The organism is Streptomyces sp. SID13666 (genome assembly GCF_010548325.1).
Taxonomy (GTDB): Bacteria; Actinomycetota; Actinomycetes; order Streptomycetales; family Streptomycetaceae; genus Actinacidiphila; species Actinacidiphila fildesensis.
Genome location: NZ_JAAGLX010000001.1, coordinates 246,697 through 268,248 on the forward strand (window position 1 = coordinate 246,697; position 21,552 = coordinate 268,248).

The window sequence follows — 21,552 nt, forward strand, 5'->3', positions numbered from 1 at the left end:
AGGGGTCCTCATAGTGATGTGCTGGTTGCTGAGTGGCTGCGGCACGATGCGCGCCGACGGCGGCGCGACCGGCACCCGAAATCCTTCCACCGCGGAATCCCCCATTTCCTGGACGCTGGCGGCCCCGATGGCCGTGAACGGGGTGAGCGTCGCCGCCGACGACCGCACCCTCCAGCTGGATGTCCAGGTGCCGGCCGGGACGAACTGCACCCGCGGGCTCAAGGCCGCCGTCGACACCGTGGAGAACGGCGTCATCTATGTGAAGGTGACCTTCGAGTCCACCAGCATGGACCGCCGCTCGGGATGTACGCACGACGAGCGGGCGCTGACGTCCGTTCGGCTGCCGGTGTCCGTCGTCGGGCACCGGGTCATGGTCAACAGCTCCGACGTCTTCACCCTGTCCGGCGCCACCCGCCCGGCTCTGCGCAAGTGCGGCAAGCTCGGCTGCGATCCGGCACCCACCGGCTGCACGAGCGCCTCGTACCAGCAGGCGATGCTCACCGCCGACACCCCGCAGCACACTTACTGGGACGACCTCGGCTGCGACGGCCACTGGCTCGTCCTCGAACTCTCCACCCGTATGGGACCCGCCTGCGGTGACGTGTCCTCGGGCTGCACCGAGAGTGCGCTGACCACCCGGTGGTTCTTCCGGGCCGCGCCCGACGGATGGCACGCCCTGGGCACTTCCGATGCAGCCGGATGCGCGGGCGTTCTGCGGATGAGCCCGGCCTTCCCCGAGGCCCTGTGCCGTCATCTCCCGGCGCTGAAGCGCTGAGTCCTCAGGAGGCCGGGCCGGCGGGCGGGGTGCCGGTGATCGCCGCGCGGTAGAGGTCCTGGGTCGCGGCGCCGAAGTAGGCGCTGTAGGAGACCTTGGGGGTGTTGCCGCCGGTGTGGTATCCGCCGATGACCCCGATCACCGCCCAGCCGCCCGGCCACGGCACCAGCATCGGCCCGCCGCTGGTTCCGCCCACGAACGCGTCGCACGCGATGCGCGGGAAGGTACCGGGGTCGGCCGGATCATCGCTGACCCACTTGGTGGTCCAGCTCCAGCACTGCAGCGGCTTGGTCGCACCCGCCGGATACCCGATCATCCGTACCGGGGCGTGGTAGTAACCGGTCCCGGTGAGCAGCCGCACCCCGCCCACCGCGTCCTGCAGTCGCGTCCCGTCCTGGTTGGGCTCGGTGACCGCGAAGCCGAAGTCGTACGCGGCTCCCGCGTGCTCGCCCAGGTCGTAGTACTGCTGCGCGACGTAGACGCCGTTGCTCGCGACGGGGAAGACACCGAACGGCTTGAGCCCGTCGTGGTACTGCGGCACGAAGGCCAGGTTGCGCCGGGGGGAGGTGCCGGAGTAGCCCTTCGGACAGTGTCCGGCACTGAGTACGAGGTCACGCCCGGGACTGCGCACCACGGATCCGCTGCAGGTGCGTCCGGTACCGGTGGCGTCGGTCCAGAAGAAGGTGCCCGCCTGGGGAATGCCGTCGAAGCTCCGGCTGGGCGGAATGTACTCACCCGGCCGGGGCCCGTCCACGGTGGGGGAGACGCTACGGGTCGACGAGCCGGTCCCGGGACCGTTGCCCGGTTCGCCGCGCAGCGCGTCCGCCATCCGGGCCGGGCTCCAGTACGCGTCGAGCTGGACGGCGGCCGGGTTCGGCCGTGCCGGGCCGCCCGTGGCGGACGCCGACGGGGCCAGCCCGCCGCAGAGCAGCAGCGCTGCCACGGACGCGGCGGCGTTTCGGATGACTCGGGTCCTACGCACCATCAGTTCCCCTCCGGTCGTACGCATATGACGGCTCACCATAAGCGCGCCCATGGGGCTGTGCGCCAGACGGCGTGCGGCGGCGTCCCGCTCTTCGACCTGAACAGCGGGAGGTGATCAGGTCGGCCCGGAGCCGGTGCCGTCCGATCGGCGAGGACGGCGTCCCGGTAAGATCACCTGACCATGGACCCGAGTGCAGGAACCGAGTTGGTCGCCATCCCGCCGGGACGGGTGACGCTGTCGGACCGGCGGACACAGCGCAGTTGGTCGGTGGAGGTCGCGCCGTACGAGCTGGCGGCGTTCCCCGTCACCCAGGCGCTGTACGCAGAGATCACCGACCGGCGTCCGAGCGCCGCCCAGGGTGACCGGCTGCCCGTCGAGAGCGTCTCCTGGTGGGACGCGGTCCGGTTCTGCAACGCCCTGTCCCAGCGCGACGGTTTCACCCCCGCCTACCACCTCCACGCCGACGGCGAGGGCATCGAATGGGACGCATCCGCCGACGGTTACCGGCTGCCGACCGAGGCCGAGTGGGAACACGCCTGCCGCGCGGGTACGGAAGGACCCCGTTACGGTCCGTTCGACGAGATCGCCTGGTACCGCGGCAACTCGGACGAGCGGGTCCATGACGTGGGCGGTAAACAGCCCAACCCGTGGGGACTCCACGACATGCTCGGCAATGTCTGGGACTGGTGCTGGGACGTCTACGACCCCGAGGTCTACGGCACGTACCGCGTGCTTCGCGGCGGTGGCTGGTTCGACGAGCACTGGAGCTGCCGCGCCTCCGCGCGCCGCCGCAGCCACCCGACCTTCCAGGTCGACGACGTGGGGTTCCGCGTCGCCCGTTCCGGCGTGCACGCGCTTCCGGCGTGACCGCCTGAAATGGTGCCGTGTCGGTCGCAGCCGCGCGTCGGCGACGGCGACCGACACGGTTCGACCACCTGATGCGGCGGAGGGTCAGGCGGCGGCGCAGGCGGTGACGGCAGCGGCGGTCGCGGTGGTGGACGCGGCGCAGGCCACCGGGTAGGTGAGCATCGCCGGGGCATGGTTCGCCGATGCACGGCGCGTTCGGGACTGTCCGCGGAACGGGTGCACGCGGGTTGAGTCCGTGGGCCGTCTGCGGAGGAACACCCGGTCAGGGCACGTGGGAGAGGAACACGGACGGAAATCGGACATTGGTCCGAATACTCAGCCACTCCGTAGGCTCGCCCCCACCCAAGGGCCTACGGTGCAGCACCAAGGCCGGACAGGACCTAGCCCCACTCCTCCGAGCCGCCCCCGCGCCAGCTCACCTGTGACTCGTCCGCGGTGTCCAGGTCGTCGAAACCCGCGCGCCGGGCGAACTCGACGACATCCGCGACGGAGTACGCCTTGCCGACGTTCACCTTGTTGATCCAGACACGACGGAAGGGCCTGTCGGCATGGTGGACATCCCACACGATGACCGACGGCGTCGCGAGCCGCGCGCCCGGGTCCATGCATCCAGGCTGCGCCTTCGCCGGGCGATGCGCACCTCGGGCGTCCGGAAGTCCCTGGATCCCGCGCCCCACCTGCCAGTAAGTTGATCAGATGCGTCTGACGAAATACGGCCACGCCTGTGTGCGCCTCGAAATCGGTGACCGAGTGCTCGTGATCGACCCGGGCACCTTGTCCGAGGGGGAGGCACTGACCGGCGCCACGGCCGTGCTCATCACCCATGAGCACGAGGACCACATCGACGTCGACAAGCTCAAAGCGGCCCGTGAGAGCAACCCTGAGCTGACCGTCCACACCCACGCCGCCCTGGCCGCGAGCCTCGGGGCCGGCGTGACCGGAGTCGCCGTCGGGGACACCTTCACCGCGGCCGGATTCAGTGTGCGCGCCGTCGGCGGCGAGCACGCCGAGATCGTCGACGGTCTGCCCGGCTGCACCAACATCGGCTTCATCGTCGACGGCCTCTACCACCCGGGGGACTCGATGTTCGTCCCCGCGGAAGCGGTCGACACCCTGCTGGTGCCGATTTCCGGCCCGTGGGTGAAACTCGCCGAGGCCGTCGAGTTCGCCCGGGCGGTGGCGCCGGCGCGCGCGTTCCCCATCCACGAAGCCCATCTGAGTGCCATCGGCCTGGAGAGCTTCGACTGGTGGATGGCCACGAAGGGCGGGACCGACTATGCGCGCATCCCGCTGGGGGAGTCCGTCGCCCTCCCGTAGTCCGTCGGCCTCCGTAGTCCGGCGCGGGACCGCGATCCGGTGACCGCTAAGGCTGGTACACGTACGGCGTGGTGGTGGTCAGGGCCGTGAACCCGAGGTTCCGCAGGATCGGGCGGCTCTGGTCGGAGGCATCGACCTGCAGATAGCGATAGCCGAGCTCGGCGGCGATGTGGGCCCGATGGGCGACCAGCGCCCGGTAGATGCCCCGGCCCCGCCACGCGGCCACCGTGCCCCCGCCCCAGAGCCCGGCGAAGTCGGTGCCCGGATGCAGTTCCATCCGCGCGGCGCACACCGGCAGGTCACCGGCCATCGCGAGGACCATGCTGAAGGTCTCCGGCCTTCCCGCCAACTGGGAGTGCAGGCGGTGCCGAAGCCGGTCGGCGCTCGTCCCGAAGGCCTGTTCGTGGACGTCTGCCGCGAGATCCACGCCGGGCGCATCGGTGACCGGCCGCAACCGGATCCCCTCCGGTAGTGCGACGACGGTGGAGAGGTCGTCGGTCCGGGCGACCATCACGGTCTCCTCGGACTCGGGGGAGAACCCCGCAGCCAGCAGCCGCCCGGGAAGGTCACCGGGTCGGTCATGGCCGTACAGTTTCCATTCGAACTCGCGCCCCAGCGTGGTGAAGTGCCGGACCTGTGCCGCGATCGCCTCGTCCGCCGTGGTCCCGTCGAGATCGGACCAGACGACGCCGTTCCAGTCCTCGTTCCCGGCGCCGACCTGTCGCACCACGTCGCCGGTCCGCTCGATCCGCGCAGCGGGATCGTCCGGCCGCGCGTCCCGTCGCATCTGCCGGTCGAACAGGGCGAGTACCGCTTCGTGATCCATCGGCTCAGTCCATCATCGAACGGACAAAGGCGGCAACCGCGATTCGCCGGGATCCGGCTCCCGGTGCGCGCCGCGCGGTCGAACGAAGTCTCCTGACACGTCGGCCCGGCCCGGCTAGTGTGCGATCCCTCGATCCCAATGCTGATCCAAAGGGGCATGACATGACTTCCGTCGACGGATTCAAGCTGCTTGCCGAGGCACACAGTTACCTGCGCACGGCCGTGCTCGGAGTGCCGGAGGACGCCTGGGGGAACCCGACTCCCTGCGCCGAATGGACGGTTCGTCAGGTCCTCAACCACGCACGGCTCGACCAGCAGGCGCTCGTCATGCAGATCGCCGAAGTGGGCCCGCCGGCAGACCCCTTCGAGCCGGAGGACGCGCTCGGCGCCGACCCGGTCGGGCAGCTCGACGAGGTGCTGGCCGCGGCGACCGCCGCCTGGGTCTCGGTCGGTCGGGACGCCGAGAACGTACCGACACCCTTCGGCCCGATCCCCGCGTGGCAGGGAACCGGGACGGCCGCACTGGATGCCGCTGTTCACGCCTGGGACATCGCCAAGGCCACGGGCCAGGACCTGCCGCTCACGGCTGACCTGGCAGAGGGACTGCAGGTGATCGCCGATCTGATCGTCGATTTCATCCGGGACAACTTCCACAAGTTCGGGCCCGCCCTTCCGGCCCCGGAGGGGGCGACCGCCGCGCAGAAGTTGCTCGCGTTCACCGGCCGCGACCCCGAGTGGGCCCCGGCGGTGTAGTTCCCGGCCGTACCCGTGGTCCTCGAGGGATCCGACGATGCCGCGCTGCCCGGACCGCGGGTACCGTGGTGTCGTCGGGACCGCGGGAGCAGGGGGGCTTCATGCATTTCCCATTGACCGGATTATCCGGGACGAAATTGTCACCGCTGAGCGAGACCGAGGCGGAGGCCTTGCGCTCACTGCACAACGCTTGTACCCATCTGGAGCGTGAGCGGGGTTCGGCGTTGTCCCATGTCCTGCATCTGCGCGAGTCGGCCGCCGTCGTCGAGGACTACGTCAGGGGGATGGGCTTTCAGTACCACCCGCGCGCCCTGAACGAGCTCGGCGAGGCCGCGCTGGAGTACGAGCGCCAGGTGGAAGCCCTCATCTGGCGCTACGCCAGTGCGTACGCGGTACTGAGCATCACGCTTCTGGACCGGCTGGTGAGCAAAAAACCGCCACTCGACGCGGACACCGTTCACCAGCTCTGCCAGGAACCCATGCTCGGCCGGTTGCGCGCGGCCCTGTCGATCCCGTCGAGCCGGCTCATCGCGCCGTCGGACGGTGAACAGCAGGACGACGTACCCATCGGGAGCCTTGCCCTGGCGGCGGTGGAGGAAGTCCGCACCCAGATCCTGCGCAGCGGTGAGAACCCAATGGACGAACAGGCCCTCGACGCCAGCCGGTTGAGCGCCGTCCGTCCCGCCGATGTCACACCGTTCGGCCTGCCCCTCTCGTTCACCCTCTCCGTCGCCACCACGGCGTCGTGGGAGATCTACACCTATCTGAGCCAGGGCAGACACCTGGGATCGCCCTGAGGGCGGCCGGCGGCAGCGTGCCGGCCTGCGGGGTACACCACCGGCCACGCTCCCGATGGCTTTCCCGTCAGTGCCCCAGCTCCTCGGGGCTAGCGGGACGGGCCGGCGACCGGCGAGGCCTCGCCGAGGTCGGCGCCGTGATCGGCGTCGCGCAGGGTGTCGCCGATGCCGCGCCAGTCCAGGCACATGACCGTCGCGTCGTCCTCCAGATGCCCGTCGTGGGCGTGGATGACGTGTTCGATCAGGATGCGGGCGGCCTCGCGGGGGTGGAGGTCCTGGGTACGTTCGATGAGCTCGGGGAGGTCGATGTCGGTGGCACTGCGTTCCATCACCCCGTCGGTGAGCATCACCAGCCGGTCGCCCGCCCGGATGTCCAGGGACTGCATGGTGTAGGTGTGAGGGTTCTGGAACCCGAAAGGCATGTCCACGACCGGCTGCAGCTGTTCGACCTTGCCGTTGCGCAGGCGCAGTGGCCAGGGGTGGCCGGCGTTGATGAACTCGTTGCGGCCGTCGAGCAGACTGATGCGCAGCAGTTGTCCGGTGACGTAGCGGCCGCCGCTGTGCTCGACCACGGCCCGGTCGGCCTGTCGCGCCTGCTCGGCAAGGTCCGCGCCCTGTCGGCGGGCCCGGCGCAGGGCGCCGACCAGGAGGGTGGCCAGCAGTGCCGCCTGTACGTCGTGGCCCATCGCGTCGGTGACCGACAGCTGCACGTAGTCGCGGTCCATGACGTAGTCGAAGGTGTCCCCGCCGACGAACTCGGCCGGTTCCAGGGCGCCGGCCACCGAGAACTGCGCTGCCTCGCACGCCAGTGACGCGGGAAGGAGCCGGTGCTGGATCTCGGCGGCCAGGCTCAGCGGGGTGGTGCGCCGGCCCCACTGGTACAGGTCGGTGAACGGACGGTTCGCGATGATGATGTAGGCGAGGGCGTGCGCGCTCTGGCTGATCTTTTGTATGACCTCGGAGCCCGGGTGGCCGGGAAGGTACAGCTCCAGGAGGCCGATGGCGTCTCCCCGGTTGGTCACCGGCGCGATCACCCGGGTCCAGGTTCCGTCGCCCAGCTGCTCCACACGTGGGCGCTGGGTCCTGATCACCTCTTCGTACACGGTGCCCGGCACGGCGATCGGATCGGCGGGACGGTCGACGTCGATGCTGTCCACGGCCCCGAGCCGCACCACGGAACCGCCCGTGAAGTCGGTGATCAGGAAGGAGACCGAACGGGCGCCGAGCTGCTCGCGCAGTGCCGAGGCGATGACATCGACGGACTCCACCGGAGGCGCGGCCTCCGCTGCCTCCAGCGCTCTGCCCAGACCGTCGGATCTACCGACCGGCATCGCAGTCCTCGCCCTCTTTCCGCGGTGCACTGCCGCTGTACGTGAATCCGCCGACCGTAGCGTAGACGCCGGAGCGGCCCCGTGACCCTGAGGCGCGACCGCGGGTCGCGTCCGGTGGCTCCTGACGTCGTCCGAATGGCCTGATTCCGCTCCGCACTTCAAGGTCTGAACCATTGACCGCGTTCCGCGCAGACGCAATTCTGTTGCGGGCGGCTTACGGGCAGCTGAACCACGATCCGTATGGTGAACGGCAAAAGTGGAGGAAGACCCGAATTGACGTATGCAACGGGCGGGTTACGCAGATCCAGGATGATGTCGGCGCTGCGCCACCGGGTTCCGGTCGCGGTCACGTTCGCGCTGGTGGCCACCATCCTCGCCGTTCCGCAAGGCGCCTCGGCGCATGAGCCCTACCCGGACCCTTCCCTTCCCGTCGCGACCCGCGTCAGCAAACTGCTGGCGACGATGACGCTGGACGAGAAGGTCGGCCAGATGACCCAGGCCGAGCGGGCGAGCGTCAGCAACGCCGACATCACCAACTACTCCCTCGGCTCGCTGCTGTCCGGTGGTGGCTCGGCCCCGTCGCCGAACAACGCGACGAGCTGGGCCGACATGTACGACGGCTTCCAGAACGCGTCGGTGGCCAGCCGTCTCGGCATCCCGCTGATCTACGGCGTGGACGCGGTGCACGGTCACAACAACGTGGCCGGCGCCACGATCTTCCCGCACAACATCGGACTGGGCGCGACCCGCGACCCGGCTCTCGTGCAGCAGATCGGCCGTGCGACGGCCGAGGAGGTCTCGGGCACCGGCATCGACTGGGACTTCTCACCCTGCCTCTGCGTGGCGCGTAACGACCGGTGGGGCCGCACCTACGAATCGTTCGGCGAGAAGCCGGAGATCGCCACGTCCATGAGCACCTACATCACCGGTCTGCAGGGTGGCACGCTCGGCGGCGCGGCGTCGGTGCTCGCAACGGCGAAGCACTTCATCGGCGACGGCGGTACGACCAACGGCACCGACCAGGGCAACACCCAGATCAGCGAGGCCGAGCTGCGGGCGATCCACCTGCCGCCGTTCCAGGCCGCGGTGCAGAAGGGTGTCGGCTCGGTCATGATCTCGTACAACAGCTGGAACGGGGTCAAGGACCACGGCAACCAGTACCTGATCACGACGTTGCTCAAGGGCGAGCTGGGCTTCTCCGGGTTCGTCGTGTCGGACTGGAACGGCATCGACCAGATCGACGGCCAGGCGGGGTTCACCGCGGCAGAGGTCGCCCAGGCGGTCAACGCCGGGATCGACATGGTCATGGTGCCCACCGCCTGGAAGTCGTTCATCAGCATGCTGCGCGGCGAGGTGCAGGCCGGGCGCGTGCCCATGTCGAGAATCGACGACGCGAACCGCCGCATCCTGACCAAGAAGTTCGAGCTGGGTCTGTTCGAGCACCCGCTGACCGATCGCGGCTACACCTCGACCGTCGGCAACGCGGCGCACCGGGCCACCGCCCGCCAGGCCGTCCGTGAGTCCCAGGTGCTGCTGAAGAACGCCGGCAACGTCCTGCCCCTGGCGAGGACGAACAACAAGATCTTCGTGGCCGGCTCGAACGCCGACAACATCGGCAACCAGAGCGGCGGCTGGACGATCTCATGGCAGGGCGCAAGCGGTGCGACGACGACGGGTACGACGATCCTGCAGGGCATCCGTGCCCAGGCGGGCACCGGCAGCACCGTCACCTACAACCAGGCCGGTACCGGGATCGACAGCTCGTACAAGGTCGCGATCGCCGTCGTCGGCGAGACCCCGTACGCCGAGGGGGCCGGTGACCGCCCGGGTGGCATGGGCCTGAGCACCGCCGACCTGAACACCATCGCCAAACTGCGGGCGACGGGAGTCCCGGTCGTCGTCGTGATCGTCTCGGGACGGCCGATGGATCTCGCGGGCCAGCTGCCGAACTGGAACGCGCTCGTCGAGGCATGGCTGCCGGGAACCGAGGGCAACGGAGTCTCGGATGTGCTCTTCGGCGACTACGCGCCCACCGGCAAGCTGCCCGACACTTGGATGCAGTCCGCGAGCCAGCAGCCGATCAACGACGGTGACGGCAAGCCCGCGCTGTTCCCGTACGGCTTCGGTCTCACCTACGGTGCCGTTCCGGCGCCGAGCGCGTACCAGCTGACGCAGGCGGAGGCTTTCGCCTCCCAGTCGGGTACGCAGAGCGAGGCCTGCACCGACACCGGTGGCGGCACCGATGTCGGCTACATCGCGGCCGGCGACTGGATCAACTACGGCAGTCTCGACTTCGGCGCGACCGGCGCGGCCTCCGTCACCACACGGCTGGCCTCGGGTGCGGGAGTCACGGGCACGGTGCAGTACCGGCTCGACAGCACGACGGGTCCGGTGATCGCGACCGTGCCGGTCAGCAGCACGGGCGGGTGGCAGAACTGGACGAGCAGAACGACCGCCCTGACCGGGTCGGCGATGGGGGTCCACGCCGTCTACGTCACGTTCACCACCAGTGGTTCCGGTGGCCTGGTCAATCTGAACTGGTTCCAGTTCGCGCACTGACGAGGCCGTCCGGCCGCGTGACCTGGGCACCGGTGACCGACCGCTCCTCGCGGCCGGTCACCGGTGCCCGCACCGTTCGAGGCCACTTCTCCTCCCCTTTACGTTAGTGACACTAACGGTATAGCGTCGTCCCATGGCCACCGTCAACGTCATCGACTCCCACATCGCCTACGCCGAAAGCGGCGAAGGCGGCCTGCCCGTGGTGTTCCTGCACGGCAACCCGACCTCCTCGCACCTGTGGCGCAACGTGACCCCGCACATCGCCGGGCAGGCCCGTGCCCTGGCGCCGGACCTGATCGGCATGGGCGCCTCGGGCAAGCCCGACATCGACTACAGCTTCGCCGACCAGGCCCGCTACCTGGACGCCTGGTTCGAGGCGCTGGATCTGCGCGAGGTCGTCCTGGTCGGCCACGACTGGGGCGGCGCCCTGGCCCTGGACCGGGCCGCCCGGCACCCGGCACGGGTGCGCGGTGTCGCCCTGCTGGAGACCATGCTCAAGCCGCTGTCCTCCGAGGAGATGCCGCCCCCCGCGCGCTCCCGGTTCGAGGCGTTCCGCACTCCCGGAGTCGGCGAGCAACTGGTGCTCGAGGAGAACATCTTCATCGAGACCGCCTTCAAGGGCGGCGTCCTGAACCCGCTCAGTGAGGCGGACGTCCAGCCCTATCGGGCGCCCTACCCGACCCCGCGCAGCCGCCGCCCCCTGCTGGCCTGGCCGCGCATGATGCCGATCGACGGCGGACCGGCCGATGTCGTGGCCCGCATCACCGACTACGACATCTGGCTCGCCGACAGCGCCGACGTCCCCAAGCTGCTCCTGACCTTCGACTCCTCACCCACCCTGCTGATCGGCGAGGACATGATCGCCTGGAGCCGGGAGAACATCGCCGCCCTGGAGATCGAGCACTGCGGCCCGGCCGGGCACCACGCCCCCGAGGACCAGCCCGACGCGATCGGCAGGGCGATCGGCCGCTGGCTGGACGCGCACGGGCTGACCTCGAACGACACCGGCCGCGAGCAGGGGAGGGCGCGAGTGGCTCAGGAGAGCCGGTCGGCGTAGCGGGTGGGGGCGAGATGGGCGTCCTTGTCGGTGAGGACATCGCCCTTGACGGCGCCCGGGTGGCCGAATGAAGATGTCCGGCGGAGTCGAGTGGGCCCTGCATTGCTGCGTCGTGCTCACGACGGCCGAGGAGCCCGTGCCCGCGACCCGGCCGGTGGAGCTGCACGACGTGTCGGCGAGCTATCTGGCCAAGCAGCTGCAGGCACTTTCCCGTGCCGGTCTCGTACGTTCCGTACAGGGCAAGGCGGGCGGCTACGTGCTCACCCGGGAACCCGCCTCGATCACCGTGCTCGATGTGGTCGAAGCCGTGGACGTCCTGAGCAGGCCTTCACCTGTACGGAGATCCGCCAGCGGGGTCCGCCGGCCACCCCGGCCGAGCAGTGCACCGCGCCCTGCGCGATCGCCCGCGCGATGGCCGGGGCGGACGCGGCCTGGCGGGCGGCGTTGCGGGACGTCTCGATCGCCGATCTGGTCCAGGACGTCGGCTCCGACTACGGCCCCGGCGCGTTGGCCGACATCGGCGCGTGGCTGAGCGCGCCGGTCACCTGAGGATCGGGATCTACGGGGTGCCGGTCGTCCGAGCGCTCCGGATCCACGGGGCGGCGGTCGCCTGAGTGCTCCGGATCTACGGGGCGGCGGCGAGGACGGCTTCTGCCACGGACGTGCGGGCGTAGAGCACCGAGCGACCGGCCCGGTGGGCGCTGACCAGTCCCGCGTCGCGCAGGGCGGTGAGGTGCTGGGACGCCGCGGGTGCGGTGAGCCCCGTGCGGCGGGCCAGTTCGGTGGTGGAGGCCGGAGTCTCCAGTTCGGTCAGCAGCAGGGTCCGCGAGCGGCCGAGTACGGCGGCGAGGGCGTCGGTCCGGGGGATGGGCCGGGACTCCCACAGCGAGCCGATGCCGCGCGCCGGGTAGGCGAGTTGTGGCGGCTCCGGCGGTGTGACCCGGGTGAGCAGGCCGGGGCCGGTGAAGGCCGAGGGAATCAGCAGCAGTCCCGCCCCGGCGGTCTGCCGGGACAGCGTCCGCTGCCGGCGAGCCAGTCGTAGCGCGTTCTCGTCCCAACTCACGGACGTGTGAAGATCGTTGAAGAGACGGCCCACGCCGTGTTCGGCGACCTGCCGGGCCCGGTGGAAGACATCGGCGTCGAGCACGGCCCGGATCCGTGCCCAGTAGGGGGCGAGCGCCACTTCCCAATAGGTCTCGATCTCTTCCGCGACCCGGACCATGCGGGCCTGCGGTTCGGCGTACAGGGCCCGCAGCCGGGGGCCGAGGGACCCCTGATCATCCTGGATGCGCTCAATTTCCTGGCGCACCCGGTCGACCGGTGCGGCCAGGACGCCGGCCAGCTCCTCCGCCAGCGTGGGGGCCGGTCCTACAGGTGCCGGGTTGAGGAAGTCGGGAACGTAGCCAGTGGGCTGGATCAGCTCGGCGAGCCAGCCCCGGTCCAGTCCGGCGGCCGCCACCCGGGGCCTGACCTGGTCGATCCAGGGCTGGTGCACCGGATGCGTGGAGCCGGTGCGCAGCAGCCGGAAGCTCGTTCCGGCCTCCCACATCGGTGAGATGGAGAAGCGCATCTGCGCCAGATCGCTCGCGGAAAACGCCAGCTCCGCCAACACGGCCGCTCCCATGATTCAGACATACCTTAATCAGTGGTCGGCAGCTTACCGGGCGGTCATCATCCCGGCATGACCTCACAGACGATGACCGCAACGGCCATGACCGCAACGGCCATGACCCCAACGACCATGACCGCAACGACCATGACGCCGCCAACGGCCGAGGGCACGTGGGAGCTCGGTGACCTCACCGTCAACCGGATCGGCTTCGGCGCGATGCGTCTGACGCAGAACGGTGCGGCGTTCGAGGCCGGTGCCGCCCCCAGCGATCGCGGCCGCGCGATCGGCGTGCTGCGCCGCGCGGTTGAGCTCGGGGTTAACCACATCGACACCGCCGCGTTCTACTTCTCGCCGCTGCGCTCCGCCAACGAGCTGATCAACCAGGCGCTGGCCCCCTATCCGGACGATCTCGTCATCACCACCAAGGTCGGACCGAGCCGGGACGCGTCGGGTGGGTGGCAGCCGCACGCCACACCTGAGCAACTCCGCGGCCAGGTCGAGGAGAACCTGCGCCAGCTCGGCCGTGACTACCTCGACGTGGTGAACCTGCGGATCGTCGGCACGGATTCCATCGCCGATCGCTTCGGCGCGCTGGCCCGGCTGCGCGACGCCGGGCTCATCCGTCACCTGGGCCTGTCCAACGTGCGCCCCGAACACCTCGCCGAGGCCCAGGCCATCGCGCCGGTGGTGTGCGTACAGAACCTGTACGGCCTCGGTGTACGGCCCGACCAGGACGAGTTCGTGCGAGTGTGCGGTGAGCAGGGCGTCGCGTTCGTGCCGTTCTACTCGATCGCCGGCGCCGGGCGCGAGGCCGGTGCGAGCGGCGCCGAGGGCGAGGCGGTGCTCGCCGTGGCGCGCGCCCACGGGGCGAGCGCGGCGCAGGTCCGGCTCGCGTGGACGCTGCACCGCGGTCCGCATGTGCTGGCCATCCCGGGCACCGGAAACCCGGACCACGTCGCGGAGAACGTGGCCGCGGGCGCGCTGCGCCTGTCCGAGGACGAGCTGGCCGCCCTGGACGTCTTCCACCAGGGCGGGGTGTAGGCGGCGCTACGTCTTGTGGACGAAGGCCCGGCGGAGGGCGTGGTACGGCCGGCCGGGGTCGTCGAAGATCTGCCGCATCCGGCTGAGCTCTTCCTCGCGATACGCGGCCAGCGGCTTGGCGGCCTCCGAGGCCTCGCGCTCCGCCTTCTTCACCGCGATCCGGCCAGGGGTCGAGGGCATGGAGGCCAGCCGCACGGCGAATTCGCCGACCTGCCCGGCGAATTCCCCCGGGCCGGTGTCGAACAGCCGGTCCACCAGCCCGAGCCGCTGCCCGGTCGCGGCGCTGACCGGCACCGCCCGCTCGGTGAGCTGCTCGGCGACCGAGACGCCGACCCGGCGCGGCAGGGAGTACGTCCAGTACTCCGAGCCGTACAGTCCCATCCGCCGGTAGTGCGGGTTGAGTACGACGCCGGTCCTGCACCAGACCTCGTCCGCGGCCAGGGCGAGCATCACCCCGCCCGCCGCCGCGTTGCCGCCCAGCGCGGAGATCACCAAACGGTCCGTGGTGGTCAGGATCGCCTGGACCACGTCGTCGATCGCGTTGATGTTGGCCCAGGACTCCGCGGCCGGATCGGGTGCGGCCTCGATGACGTTGAGATGGATGCCGTTGGAGAAGAAGTCCCGGCCGCCCCCCAGGACCAGCACCGACGTCGGCCGTGTGCACGCGTAGCGGTAGGCGGCGAGCAGACGTTCACAGTGGGTCGTGCTCATCGCGCCGCCGGGGAACGAGAACCCGAGGAATCCGGCCTCCCCGTCCTCGCGGTAGTGGATGTCGGTCCAGGTGCGGCTGCCGTCGGGTGCGCCGTCGAGGGGGAAGGGCAGTTCCGGCACCGGCGGCAGCCGTTCCCCCAGAGCGGTGGCCGCGGGGAGCGAGAACGTCGGCGGCTGCCCCGGAACACGACGAGGTCGCAGCCGCGGGATCCACACGGCGCCGTCGCGGGTCCCGCGGCAGATCGCGCCCGCGCGGGTGGCCAGTACCTCGCCGGGGGCGCCTGTCAGGGCGTCCTCGGGGTGGCCGCCGTGCAGGAACCACTGAGCGCCGAGGAGATCATCGAGGACCCCTGGCTGCGAGTCGGCCGACCGCAGCTTGCGGGCCACCGTCTCGGTGCTGTCCGCGTCCCAGTCGATACGCCGGGTCTCCTGGCGCAGGTAGGGCCGGGCGGTGACGGTGATCCGCTCGTCCGGGCTGTTCTGCGAGCGGGGGACGAACGTGCCCGAGGCGAAGCGTTCCACGGCCAGCAGCACGGCTTCGAGCGCCGCGTCGGAGACCTCGTTGCGATACAGATCGCTCTTGCCCACCGCGGGAAGCGAACAGGACACCGAAGCCCATACGTCCCCGGCGTCCATCTCGGCGTTGGCGCGCAGAACGGTCACGCCCCATTGGTCGAGGCCTTCCTGCACGGCCCAGTCGAGCGAGGACGGCCCACGGTCGCCCAGCGGGCCCGGGTGCACGATCAGGCAGGTGTGCGCGGACCACACCTGCTCCGGGATCGCCTCCCTGAGCATCGGCGCCACGATCAGCGCGGGCCGGTGCCGTTCCAGCGCATCGAGCAGAACCTCTTCCTCGCAGGAGAGTTCCACCGCCACGGTGTGGCCCCGGTCCGACAGTTCGACGTACACGCGCTGCGTCAAGCTGTTGAACGCACTGGCGAGCAGCAGGATGTTCATGGTGACCTCCAGCGAGTCCCGGGGGGAGGGACCCTGACCGGAAATCCTTGCGCGCCGGCCCGCGCTGACGACCGACGCGCGTCCGTAAGGTCACCCGAACGACGGCGCCATATGGCCCCGTCGCCCGCCCGGTTCCGCCCTCACCGCGCCATGCTGCTGTGCGCGTTGCGTTGTCGGGCTTCCAGGGACTCGACGCGGGCGACCTGGTCCTCGGTGAGCACGTCGCACACCCAGTCCCAGTGCAGGGCGACCCGGTCACCGGGGGAGAGCCCGTCGAGCAGCGTCCTGCCGCCGGTCGACCAGCGGACCACCTCCTGCCGCTGCGGCCCGGTCTCCACCGCCGTCCCGCTCCAGCTCAGCGGGCTGGACGTGACGGTCGCCGACTCACCGGCGACGTCCAGGACGACCCCGGTGCGGATGCGGCATTGATCGAGAACGGTCAGAGCGGTCAGGTTGTCGGTCGTGCGGAGCAGATGCGCCCACGGGTAGACGTCGAAGACCTGGAAGCTGTGGTGGGCGAGGGCGCGGTGTGCCGCCTCGCGCCAGGTGCCGCCGATCTGGCCACGGAACCGGTCCAGCATGCGGTCCACCAGTGCCGCGGAACCGGCCTGCTCCAGCAGGTCGTTGCCGATCCAGTAGGCCTCGACCACCCGCTCGTCGAGCGGGTCAGGAATTCCTGCCGCTTCCGCGAGGAATTCGAGGTAGCACCAGGCGCCCTCGAACTGCCGCGCCCGCCGCTCGATTCCGGCGGTCGCGCCGGAATCGAGCAGGGCGGACGCATCGGCCGGACCGCAGTAGCCGAGCTCGTTGGGCGGGTAGGCGTATCGCGCGAAGAGGAGCGCGCCCCGGGCGCTCATTCAGCAGATCCTCGGGAGCTGCTCGCCGATGGGAAGGCCGATCACCCGGGTTCCGCCCAGTCCGGTCCTGGCGACCACCATCCCGGGGTGATCCGGTACACAGGTGCCGATGCGGCGCGCCGACCGGCCCAGCGGGTGTGCCCGCAGCGCCTCCAGCACCTGATCCGCCCATTCGGCGGGCACGATGGCGAGCAGCTTGCCCTCGTTCGCCACCTGCAGCGGATCGAGCCCGAGGAGACTGCAGGCGTCCCGCACCGTCTGCGGGACGGGCAGGTCCCGTTCCACGAGGTCGATGCCGACCGCCGACGCACGGGCGATCTCGTTCAGCGAGGCCGCGACCCCGCCGCGGGTCGGGTCACGCAGGACGTGCAGATCCGCGCCCGTGGCGATCATGCCGGCGACCAGGCCGTGCAGGGGGGCGGTGTCGCTTTCGACGGTGGTGCCGAACTCCAGGCCCTCGCGGCAGCTCATCACCGCCACGCCGTGCACCCCGATGTCGCCGCTGATGAGCACGGCGTCGCCGGGCCGCGCGCGACGCGGGTCGATGTCGACCCCGTCGGCGATCACCCCGATACCCGCGGTGTTGATGTAGACGCCGTCACCGCTGGCACTGTCGACGACCTTGGTGTCCCCGGTGACCAGGCGGACGCCCGCGGCCCGCGCGGCCGTGCCCATCGCCTCGGCGATCCGGCCGAGTTCGCTCAGTTCGGTGCCCTCCTGGAGGATGAAGGCGGTGGAGAGGAACAGCGGCGTCGCGCCCGCCATCGCCAGGTCGTTGACGGTTCCGTTCACCGCCAGGTCACCGATCGACCCGCCGGGGAAGAACATCGGCTTCACCACGAACGAGTCCGTGGAGAAGGCGAGCCGGGTGCCGCCGATGGACAGGACGGCCGAGTCACCCAGCTCCGCTGCCGCCGCCGCGCCGTATGCGGGTAGGAACAGATGCTCGATCAGTTCCCCGGACATCACCCCGCCGCCCCCGTGCCCCATCACGACGGTCGGGGTGTCCCGCAGCGGGACGGGGCAGACCCAGCTCTCGAAATCGAGGTCGCCCACGCGTTGCATCGCATCAGTCACTTGGCATCGACCAGTTCCAGTCGGCGGTAGGTGTAGTACGCGGCACAGGCGCCCTCGGACGACACCATCGTCGCGCCCAGCGGGTTGCGCGGGGTGCACTCCTTGCCGAACGCCGCGCACTCGTGCGGCTTGATCAGGCCCTGCAGGACCTCGCCCGACCTGCACAGTGCCGACTCGGCGGTATGGATGCCGGTCACGTCGAACCGGAGCTCGGCATCGAACTCGCGGTACTTCCCGGAGAGTTTCCAGCCGCTCTGGGGGATCATCCCGATGCCCCGCCAGGTCCGGTCGGTCACCTCGAACACATCGCGCAGCATCTCCATGGCGGGGAGGTTGCCCTCGTCGCGTACCGCGCGGGGGTAGGCGTTCTCCAGTTCGTGGCGGCCCGCTTCGAGCTGGATGACCGTCCGGCGGATGCCTTCGAGGATGTCCAGCGGCTCGAAGCCGGTGACCACGATGGGGACCTGGTACTTCTCCGCCAGCGGCGGGTATTCGGAGGTGCCCATCACGCTGCACACATGCCCGGCGGCGAGGAAGGCCTGCACCCGGCAGGTGGAGGACTCCATGATGGCCGCGATGGCCGGCGGCACCAGGACATGGGAGACCAGCAGGGAGAAGTTCCGCACCCCCAGTCGCTTGGCCTGGTACACGGTCATCGCGTTGGCCGGCGCGGTCGTCTCGAATCCGATCCCGAAGAAGACGACTTCCCGGTCCGGGTTCTCGCGGGCCAGTTTCAGCGCGTCCAGCGGCGAGTACACGACCCGGACATCGCCGCCGGCGCTCTTGACGGAGAACAGGTCCTGGCTGCTGCCCGGCACGCGCAGCATGTCGCCGAAGGAGCAGAAGATGACTCCCGGGCGGGCGGCGATGGCCAGAGCGCGGTCGATGATCTCCAGCGGTGTCACACAGACGGGGCAACCCGGCCCATGGATCAACTCGACACCCTCGGGCAGCAGTTGGTCGATGCCGTGCCGGATGATCGAATGGGTCTGGCCCCCGCAGACCTCCATCATGGCCCACTGCCGGGTGGTGGCGGCATGGATCTGGTCCAGGAGTTTCTTCGCCAGGTCAGGGTCGCTGAACTCGTCGAGATACTTCATCTGCCGGCTCCTTCTGGGGTTTCCTTGTGCTTGGCCGCGAGTTCGAACCCGTCGCCGAATTCCTCCGCCAGGATTCCGAGCCGCTCGAAGTTGGCCAGCGTGTCCTGCGCCGACCGTTCGTCGAGGCGCTGGATGGCGAACCCGACATGCACGACGACGTACTCACCGATCGTCACGTCGGGGACGTACTGCAGGCACACCTCTTTGCGCACCCCGCCGAAATCGACCTGGGCCATCAAGGTGCCGTCGACTTCGGCGGTACTGAGGACACGCCCCGGAACTGCCAGACACATGGTCCCTCTTCTCTGTGAATCCTGAATTGCTGAATCCCTGGGTATCCGTGGGGAGCCCGGTGGATCCGTCCGGGCCCCGGGGGTCAGCCCGACGCGGCGATCAGCAGCTGGCCGAGGGCGATGCCACCGTCGTTCGGGGGGAGCAGCCGGGGCCGCAGGACGGTGAACCCCCGGCCGGTCAACATGCGCTGCGCCTCCTCCAGCAGCACGGCGTTCTGGAAGACACCGCCACCGAGCGCCACCACCTCCAGGCCGGACTGCGCACGGCAGATCTCCGCGAGGTCGACGACGAGTACGGCGACGGCGGCGTGGAAGCGGGCGGCGATGTGTTCCGGGGAGATCCCGGCGCGTACGTCGTGCACCACCGCGCGGATCACCGGCCCCGGGTCGGCGACGGCTGGATACGTGGCGTTCGCGGACCGGACGGCGAAGGCGTAGCGGCTCGCCGTCCCGTCGCCGTCCGCCGCTGAGGCGCGGGCCAGGCCCTCCAGCTCGATGGCGGCTTCGGCCTCGTACTCCACCTGATGCCGGACACCGGCCAGCGAGGCGACGGCGTCGAAGAGACGGCCCATGCTCGAGGTGGGCACACAGCCGAACCCGCTCTCCAACTGGTGAGCCAGGACGTCGCGCTCCCTGGCGGGGCAGGCGGCGACGGCCGGCAGGTCGTCGTCCCAGGCGACCCCGGCGGCGCGGAGGTGGGCGAGCGCCATCCGGTAGGGGCGCAGCACACTGGCGTCGCCGCCCGCCAGGGGCACGTAGCCGAGGTGCGCCGCCCTGCGGAACGACGTGTAGTCGGCGATCAGAACCTCGCCGCCCCAGACAGCCCCGTCGGTTCCGTGGCCGGTGCCGTCGAAGGCGACCCCGATCACGCTCTCGCCGGCGCCGAGCCCGTGCTCGCCCATCACGGATGCGATGTGCGCGTGGTGGTGCTGCACCGTCCGCACCGGCCTGCCGTTCGCGTGGGTGCGGGCCCAGTCGCCGGACCGGTAGTCGGGATGCCGGTCGGCCACCAGCTGACGGGGCTCGACGCCGGTGAGGCGTTCGAGGTGTCTCTCGGTCCTGGTCAGTGCTTCGACGGTGGACAGGTCGTCCATGTCGCCGATGTGCTGACTGACCCAGGCGTAGCGGCCTTCCCCGAGCGCGCAGGTGTTCTTCAGGTCCGCGCCGACCGCGAGTGTCGGCGGTACGTCGAACGGCAGGGCGAGGGGCAGCGGCGCGTAGCCGCGGGATCTGCGGATCGGGAGCTCCGCACCCGCGACGAACCGGCTGACCGAGTCGTCGCACGGGACATGGATGGCCCGGTCGTGCCGCAGCCAGCCGTCGACCAGCGGAGCCAGGGTGGCGAGGGCTTCCGCGTCGTCGGTGACGATGGGCTCGCCGGACAGATTCGCGGAGGTCATCACCAGCGCGTCCGGGCCCGGCCGGTCGTCCCCGACCCCGAAGAGCAGAACGTGCAACGGGGTGTAGGGCAGCAGCAGTCCGAGGTCGGGGTTGCCCGGCGCCACCGCGTCGGACACGCCGGCCGCCGGCTCCGCCCGGAGCCGCGGCAGGAGCACGATCGGCTTACGGATGCCGGAGAGCAGCTCCCGCTCCTCCCCGGTCATCGTCACCAGCTGTTCGGCGACCTCGGGACCGGCGACCATGACCGCGAACGGCTTGCCACCGCGCTGCTTACGGCGTCGCAGCTCGGCGACGGCCGCGTCGTTGCGGGCGTCGCACGCGAGGTGGTAGCCGCCGAGCCCCTTGATCGCGAGGATCCTGCCGTCGGCGAGCAGTTCCCGTGCGGCGCGCAGGGCGTCCTCGCCGTGCTCCGGGCGACCGTCGTCCTTGCGGACCAGTTCGAGCCGGGGTCCGCAGGCGTGACAGGCGATCGGCTGGGCGTGGAACCGGCGGTCCGCCGGATCGTCGTACTCCGCCCGGCAGTCGTCGCACATGTCGAACGCCGCCATGGTCGTGGCGGCCCGGTCGTACGGGGTACCGGTGACGATCGTGAACCGGGGGCCGCAGTGGGTGCACGTGATGAACGGATGGCGGTACCGGCGATTCGCCGGGTCGCTGAGCTCGGTCAGGCACTCCTGGCAGGTGGCGACATCGGGGGAGACGAGCGTACGGGCGCGGCCGCCGTCGCTTGAGTCCTCGATGGTGAACTCCGTGCCGCCACGTGTCGGCCGCTCGGAATCCCGCACGCTCTCTACGATGGCGAGCGGAGGGGCGTCCGTGCGCAGCCGCCGCCCGAACTCCGCCACCTCCTCCGCGTCGCCCTCGACCTCGACGACCACGCCGGCGCTGGTGTTCGCCACCGAGCCGGCGAGGGCCAGCTCCGAGGCGGTGACGTAGACGAAGGGCCGGAACCCCACACCCTGGACGACACCGCGCACCTCGAACCTGCGCCGGACCCGGCGGGTGCGGGCCTGCCCCATCATCTCCAGACCCGAGAGCGCCTCGCGAGCCTTGTCCTGGTCGATGATCTCCATCGCGAAGCCCATGTGGAGCAGGACCCAGTCGCCGGGGCCGGGGGCTTCGTCGAGCATGCCGATGTTGATCCGCCGCTGTGCGCCCTCCACATCGACCAGTGCGAGCTGCCCGGCAAACCCGTCCACGATCTCCACCACTTGACCGGGAATGCCAAGGCACATGA

General features: G+C 70.3%; 19 protein-coding genes and 2 pseudogenes. 9 read left to right on the forward strand and 12 right to left on the reverse strand.

Annotated elements, in window-relative coordinates:
• Window positions 1-16 precede the first annotated feature (16 nt).
• Window positions 17-775, forward strand: a complete 759-nt coding sequence (locus tag G3I60_RS01205) for a hypothetical protein (RefSeq protein ID WP_164292592.1) — start codon at window positions 17-19, stop codon at window positions 773-775.
• Window positions 776-779: 4 nt separating this feature from the next.
• Here G3I60_RS01205 and G3I60_RS01210 read toward each other — a convergent pair whose 3' ends face one another.
• On the reverse strand, window positions 780-1,784 hold the full coding sequence (locus G3I60_RS01210; RefSeq protein ID WP_239069443.1) for a serine protease: 1,005 nt from the start codon (window positions 1,782-1,784) through the stop codon (window positions 780-782).
• A gap of 156 nt (window positions 1,785-1,940) precedes the next feature.
• Here G3I60_RS01210 and G3I60_RS01215 point away from each other — a divergent pair, with 156 nt between their 5' ends.
• On the forward strand, window positions 1,941-2,627 hold the full coding sequence (locus tag G3I60_RS01215; protein WP_138351513.1) for an SUMF1/EgtB/PvdO family nonheme iron enzyme: 687 nt from the start codon (window positions 1,941-1,943) through the stop codon (window positions 2,625-2,627).
• A gap of 380 nt (window positions 2,628-3,007) precedes the next feature.
• On the opposite strand, the gene G3I60_RS01220 is transcribed toward G3I60_RS01215, so the two are convergent.
• On the reverse strand, window positions 3,008-3,232 hold the full coding sequence (locus tag G3I60_RS01220; RefSeq protein ID WP_203671839.1) for a hypothetical protein: 225 nt from the start codon (window positions 3,230-3,232) through the stop codon (window positions 3,008-3,010).
• Between the two features lie 91 nt (window positions 3,233-3,323).
• Between G3I60_RS01220 and G3I60_RS01225 the strand changes: the two genes are divergently transcribed.
• Window positions 3,324-3,944 (forward strand): MBL fold metallo-hydrolase, encoded by a 621-nt coding sequence (locus tag G3I60_RS01225; protein ID WP_164292591.1) that lies wholly within the window; start codon window positions 3,324-3,326, stop codon window positions 3,942-3,944.
• 46 nt (window positions 3,945-3,990) lie between these two features.
• On the opposite strand, the gene G3I60_RS01230 is transcribed toward G3I60_RS01225, so the two are convergent.
• Window positions 3,991-4,770: a GNAT family N-acetyltransferase gene (locus G3I60_RS01230; RefSeq protein WP_138351516.1), complete on the reverse strand. Its 780-nt coding sequence runs from the start codon at window positions 4,768-4,770 to the stop codon at window positions 3,991-3,993.
• 161 nt (window positions 4,771-4,931) lie between these two features.
• Here G3I60_RS01230 and G3I60_RS01235 point away from each other — a divergent pair, with 161 nt between their 5' ends.
• Both G3I60_RS01235 and G3I60_RS01240 read left to right on the forward strand, forming a co-directional pair.
• Window positions 4,932-5,522 carry a TIGR03086 family metal-binding protein gene (locus G3I60_RS01235; protein WP_138351517.1) on the forward strand — a complete coding sequence of 197 codons (591 nt, stop codon included), beginning with the start codon at window positions 4,932-4,934 and terminating at the stop codon, window positions 5,520-5,522.
• Between the two features lie 101 nt (window positions 5,523-5,623).
• Entirely contained in the window at window positions 5,624-6,319 is a 696-nt protein-coding gene (locus tag G3I60_RS01240; RefSeq protein WP_164292590.1) for a hypothetical protein, read from the forward strand.
• 89 nt (window positions 6,320-6,408) lie between these two features.
• Here G3I60_RS01240 and G3I60_RS01245 read toward each other — a convergent pair whose 3' ends face one another.
• Window positions 6,409-7,650: a PP2C family protein-serine/threonine phosphatase gene (locus G3I60_RS01245; RefSeq protein ID WP_164292589.1), complete on the reverse strand. Its 1,242-nt coding sequence runs from the start codon at window positions 7,648-7,650 to the stop codon at window positions 6,409-6,411.
• 309 nt (window positions 7,651-7,959) lie between these two features.
• Between G3I60_RS01245 and G3I60_RS01250 the strand changes: the two genes are divergently transcribed.
• Window positions 7,960-10,209, forward strand: coding sequence for a glycoside hydrolase family 3 N-terminal domain-containing protein (locus tag G3I60_RS01250; RefSeq protein ID WP_164292588.1), 2,250 nt, complete (start codon window positions 7,960-7,962; stop codon window positions 10,207-10,209).
• Between the two features lie 133 nt (window positions 10,210-10,342).
• Complete coding sequence (locus tag G3I60_RS01255) at window positions 10,343-11,266, forward strand: haloalkane dehalogenase (protein WP_164292587.1); 924 nt, start codon at window positions 10,343-10,345, stop codon at window positions 11,264-11,266.
• Here G3I60_RS01255 and G3I60_RS44960 read toward each other — a convergent pair.
• Window positions 11,245-11,322: pseudogene (locus G3I60_RS44960) on the reverse strand (LysR family transcriptional regulator); the annotation flags it as partial. The gene G3I60_RS01255 and the pseudogene G3I60_RS44960 overlap by 22 nt on opposite strands.
• Window positions 11,323-11,333: 11 nt before the next feature.
• On the opposite strand from G3I60_RS44960, the pseudogene G3I60_RS01265 reads away from it, so the two are divergent.
• Window positions 11,334-11,815 (forward strand): annotated as a pseudogene (locus G3I60_RS01265) (Rrf2 family transcriptional regulator).
• Window positions 11,816-11,891: 76 nt separating this feature from the next.
• On the opposite strand, the gene G3I60_RS01270 reads toward G3I60_RS01265, so the two are convergent.
• Window positions 11,892-12,890, reverse strand: a complete 999-nt coding sequence (locus tag G3I60_RS01270) for a DUF5937 family protein (RefSeq protein WP_239069444.1) — start codon at window positions 12,888-12,890, stop codon at window positions 11,892-11,894.
• Window positions 12,891-13,007: 117 nt separating this feature from the next.
• Between G3I60_RS01270 and G3I60_RS01275 the strand changes: the two genes are divergently transcribed.
• On the forward strand, window positions 13,008-13,919 hold the full coding sequence (locus tag G3I60_RS01275; protein WP_164606518.1) for an oxidoreductase: 912 nt from the start codon (window positions 13,008-13,010) through the stop codon (window positions 13,917-13,919).
• A 6-nt stretch (window positions 13,920-13,925) separates the two neighbouring features.
• Here the strand turns inward: G3I60_RS01275 and G3I60_RS01280 are convergent, their stop codons facing one another.
• From G3I60_RS01280 to hypF, 6 genes are all read right to left on the reverse strand, one after another.
• The gene (locus G3I60_RS01280) at window positions 13,926-15,587 is read right to left on the reverse strand and encodes a hydrogenase maturation protein (RefSeq protein ID WP_164292586.1); all 1,662 of its coding nucleotides are present in this window, start codon (window positions 15,585-15,587) and stop codon (window positions 13,926-13,928) included.
• Between the two features lie 140 nt (window positions 15,588-15,727).
• Complete coding sequence (locus tag G3I60_RS01285) at window positions 15,728-16,444, reverse strand: DUF6390 family protein (protein ID WP_164292585.1); 717 nt, start codon at window positions 16,442-16,444, stop codon at window positions 15,728-15,730.
• A complete protein-coding gene (gene hypE, locus G3I60_RS01290) occupies window positions 16,445-17,509 on the reverse strand; it encodes a hydrogenase expression/formation protein HypE (RefSeq protein ID WP_164292584.1) in 1,065 nt (354 codons plus the stop codon).
• Between the two features lie 8 nt (window positions 17,510-17,517).
• Entirely contained in the window at window positions 17,518-18,621 is a 1,104-nt protein-coding gene (gene hypD / locus G3I60_RS01295; protein ID WP_138351527.1) for a hydrogenase formation protein HypD, read from the reverse strand.
• Window positions 18,618-18,914, reverse strand: coding sequence for a HypC/HybG/HupF family hydrogenase formation chaperone (locus G3I60_RS01300; RefSeq protein ID WP_138351528.1), 297 nt, complete (start codon window positions 18,912-18,914; stop codon window positions 18,618-18,620). Before G3I60_RS01300 ends, hypD begins: the two co-directional genes overlap by 4 nt.
• Before the next feature lie 83 nt (window positions 18,915-18,997).
• Window positions 18,998-21,550 (reverse strand): carbamoyltransferase HypF, encoded by a 2,553-nt coding sequence (gene hypF, locus G3I60_RS01305; RefSeq protein ID WP_164292583.1) that lies wholly within the window; start codon window positions 21,548-21,550, stop codon window positions 18,998-19,000.
• Window positions 21,551-21,552 lie beyond the last annotated feature (2 nt).

Excerpts from the sequence above, each read along its gene's own strand:
- G3I60_RS01205 (WP_164292592.1), top strand. The coding sequence starts at position 17 with ATGTGCTGGTTGCTGAGTGGCTGCGGCACGATGCGCGCCGACGGCGGC.
- G3I60_RS01210 (WP_239069443.1), bottom strand. The coding sequence starts at position 1,784 with ATGCGTACGACCGGAGGGGAACTGATGGTGCGTAGGACCCGAGTCATC.
- G3I60_RS01215 (WP_138351513.1), top strand. The coding sequence starts at position 1,941 with ATGGACCCGAGTGCAGGAACCGAGTTGGTCGCCATCCCGCCGGGACGG.
- G3I60_RS01220 (WP_203671839.1), bottom strand. The coding sequence starts at position 3,232 with ATGGACCCGGGCGCGCGGCTCGCGACGCCGTCGGTCATCGTGTGGGAT.
- G3I60_RS01225 (WP_164292591.1), top strand. The coding sequence starts at position 3,324 with ATGCGTCTGACGAAATACGGCCACGCCTGTGTGCGCCTCGAAATCGGT.
- G3I60_RS01230 (WP_138351516.1), bottom strand. The coding sequence starts at position 4,770 with ATGGATCACGAAGCGGTACTCGCCCTGTTCGACCGGCAGATGCGACGG.
- G3I60_RS01235 (WP_138351517.1), top strand. The coding sequence starts at position 4,932 with ATGACTTCCGTCGACGGATTCAAGCTGCTTGCCGAGGCACACAGTTAC.
- G3I60_RS01240 (WP_164292590.1), top strand. The coding sequence starts at position 5,624 with ATGCATTTCCCATTGACCGGATTATCCGGGACGAAATTGTCACCGCTG.
- G3I60_RS01245 (WP_164292589.1), bottom strand. The coding sequence starts at position 7,650 with ATGCCGGTCGGTAGATCCGACGGTCTGGGCAGAGCGCTGGAGGCAGCG.
- G3I60_RS01250 (WP_164292588.1), top strand. The coding sequence starts at position 7,960 with ATGATGTCGGCGCTGCGCCACCGGGTTCCGGTCGCGGTCACGTTCGCG.
- G3I60_RS01255 (WP_164292587.1), top strand. The coding sequence starts at position 10,343 with ATGGCCACCGTCAACGTCATCGACTCCCACATCGCCTACGCCGAAAGC.
- G3I60_RS01270 (WP_239069444.1), bottom strand. The coding sequence starts at position 12,890 with ATGGGAGCGGCCGTGTTGGCGGAGCTGGCGTTTTCCGCGAGCGATCTG.
- G3I60_RS01275 (WP_164606518.1), top strand. The coding sequence starts at position 13,008 with ATGACCGCAACGACCATGACGCCGCCAACGGCCGAGGGCACGTGGGAG.
- G3I60_RS01280 (WP_164292586.1), bottom strand. The coding sequence starts at position 15,587 with ATGAACATCCTGCTGCTCGCCAGTGCGTTCAACAGCTTGACGCAGCGC.
- G3I60_RS01285 (WP_164292585.1), bottom strand. The coding sequence starts at position 16,444 with ATGAGCGCCCGGGGCGCGCTCCTCTTCGCGCGATACGCCTACCCGCCC.
- hypE (WP_164292584.1), bottom strand. The coding sequence starts at position 17,509 with ATGCAACGCGTGGGCGACCTCGATTTCGAGAGCTGGGTCTGCCCCGTC.
- hypD (WP_138351527.1), bottom strand. The coding sequence starts at position 18,621 with ATGAAGTATCTCGACGAGTTCAGCGACCCTGACCTGGCGAAGAAACTC.
- G3I60_RS01300 (WP_138351528.1), bottom strand. The coding sequence starts at position 18,914 with ATGTGTCTGGCAGTTCCGGGGCGTGTCCTCAGTACCGCCGAAGTCGAC.
- hypF (WP_164292583.1), bottom strand. The coding sequence starts at position 21,550 with ATGTGCCTTGGCATTCCCGGTCAAGTGGTGGAGATCGTGGACGGGTTT.